This window comes from Xanthobacter sp. BG11Y11_SDJG (assembly GCF_057364445.1).
On sequence record NZ_JBNFNU010000635.1, the window covers coordinates 1 to 1,526 of the forward strand.

The window sequence follows — 1,526 nt, forward strand, 5'->3', positions numbered from 1 at the left end:
CCGAGGCCGACCGGGAAGAAGCCCGGCCCCGGCAGAGCGAGGCTGCCGAGCGGCATCGCGCGCCCATGACCGCCATGGCGAGGCCGATCCCCGCCAGAGCGAGGCTGACGCCGGCCTCGCCGGCGCGCTCGGAGACCGCCATGGCTCAGTTGCCCTTGGCGACGCCGATGGCCTTCGCCACCTCGCCCAGAGCGGCGAGTTCGGCGCGGATGGCGGCGTCGGTGGCGGCGGCATCCTTCAGGGCGAACACGGCTCCCTGCTTCTCCATCACCTCCTTGAAGCGCGGCTCCTTGGCGGCGTCGGTGAAGGCCTTGGAGATGACGGCGAGGCGGTCCGCTGGCACGTTCTTGGGCGCGATCATGGCCCACCACAGCACCGTCGCCTCCTTGCCGATGCCGAGCGCGTCGAGGCCGGAGGCCTCGGGCAGCGCGGGGTTGCCCTCGGGCGAGGTAAGGATCAGGCACTTGGCCTTGCCGGCCTTGGCGTGGGCGAGGATGGGCGGCAGCGAGCCGCCGTAGAAGTCCACATGGCCGCCGAGGAAGTTCTTGGCGGTCTCGCCGGCGCCGCCGAACGGCACCGAGCGCACCTTCAGATCGAGCGCCTTGAAGATGCGCTCGGCGGCGAGCTGCATGGTGCCGCCGACGCCGTCATTGCCGTAGGTATACTTGCCCGGCGCGGCCTTGATGGCGGCGATCATCTCCTTGGCGTTGGCGGCCGGGAAATCCGGCTGCACGCACAGCACATAGGAGGAATAGCCGATGGAGAGCACCGACTGGTAGCTGTCCGGGGTGTAGGCCACCGGCAGCGAATGGGGGCTGGTGGTCACCGGCGAGTTCCAGACGAAGCCGAACGTGTAGCCGTCCGGCTTGGCCGCGGTGAGAAGCGTGGTGCCCACCGTGCCGCCGCCGCCCGGCTTGTTCTCCACCACCACCTTCTGCTTCAGCGCGCCCTCGGCGATCTCGGCGAGCTGGCGGGCAAACACGTCGGTGCCGCCGCCGGGCGGCGAGGGCACGATCAGCGTGACCGGACGGTCGGGATAGGCGACGGCGGACGCGGCCGGCAAAACGAGGGCCGCGACGGCGAAAAGGGTTCTGGCGAGCTTCATGGGGTCCTCCCGTTTCTTGTTCAGCGGATGTCCACGCGGTAGCGGAAGCGCGCGGTGGGGCCGTAGCTGCGGCGCCATTCGCGCGGCGTATCGTCGAGGCTGAAGGCCAGGCGCTCGATGCAGACCACGCTCGCGCCCGCCCGGCAGCGCAGCAGCCGCGCCTCCGGCGCCGGGCACGGCACGATGGTGATGACCTCTTCCGCGCGGGCGATGGCGAGGCCGCAATGGGCGGCATAGACCGGGTAGAGCAGCGGCCCCACCTCCTCAGCCGGCACGTCCAGGAAGGCGCGGAACGGCTCCAGCGGCAGCACGATGTCCTCGGCGAGGATCGGTTCCCCCGCCCACCAGCGCAGCGCGAGAGGCGGATCGAGGCGGCGCCGCGCGGCAGGCGAGCGCATCGGCCGCGGCGTCGGGCGCGGGC

General features: G+C 71.6%; 2 protein-coding genes. Both read right to left on the reverse strand.

Translation table 11 applies throughout. From position 1 onward, the window contains the following. Window positions 1-145: 145 nt before the first annotated feature. On the reverse strand, window positions 146-1,105 hold the full coding sequence (locus tag AC2W7M_RS25215) for a tripartite tricarboxylate transporter substrate binding protein (RefSeq protein ID WP_486135821.1): 960 nt from the start codon (window positions 1,103-1,105) through the stop codon (window positions 146-148). Window positions 1,106-1,125: 20 nt separating this feature from the next. After that, the coding region (locus tag AC2W7M_RS25220) for a UTRA domain-containing protein (protein ID WP_486135823.1) at window positions 1,126-1,526 on the reverse strand (401 nt) is incomplete at its 5' end.

What these genes read in the sequence shown, in the direction of transcription:
- AC2W7M_RS25215 (WP_486135821.1), bottom strand. Translation starts at nt 1,105, where the DNA reads ATGAAGCTCGCCAGAACCCTTTTCGCCGTCGCGGCCCTCGTTTTGCCG.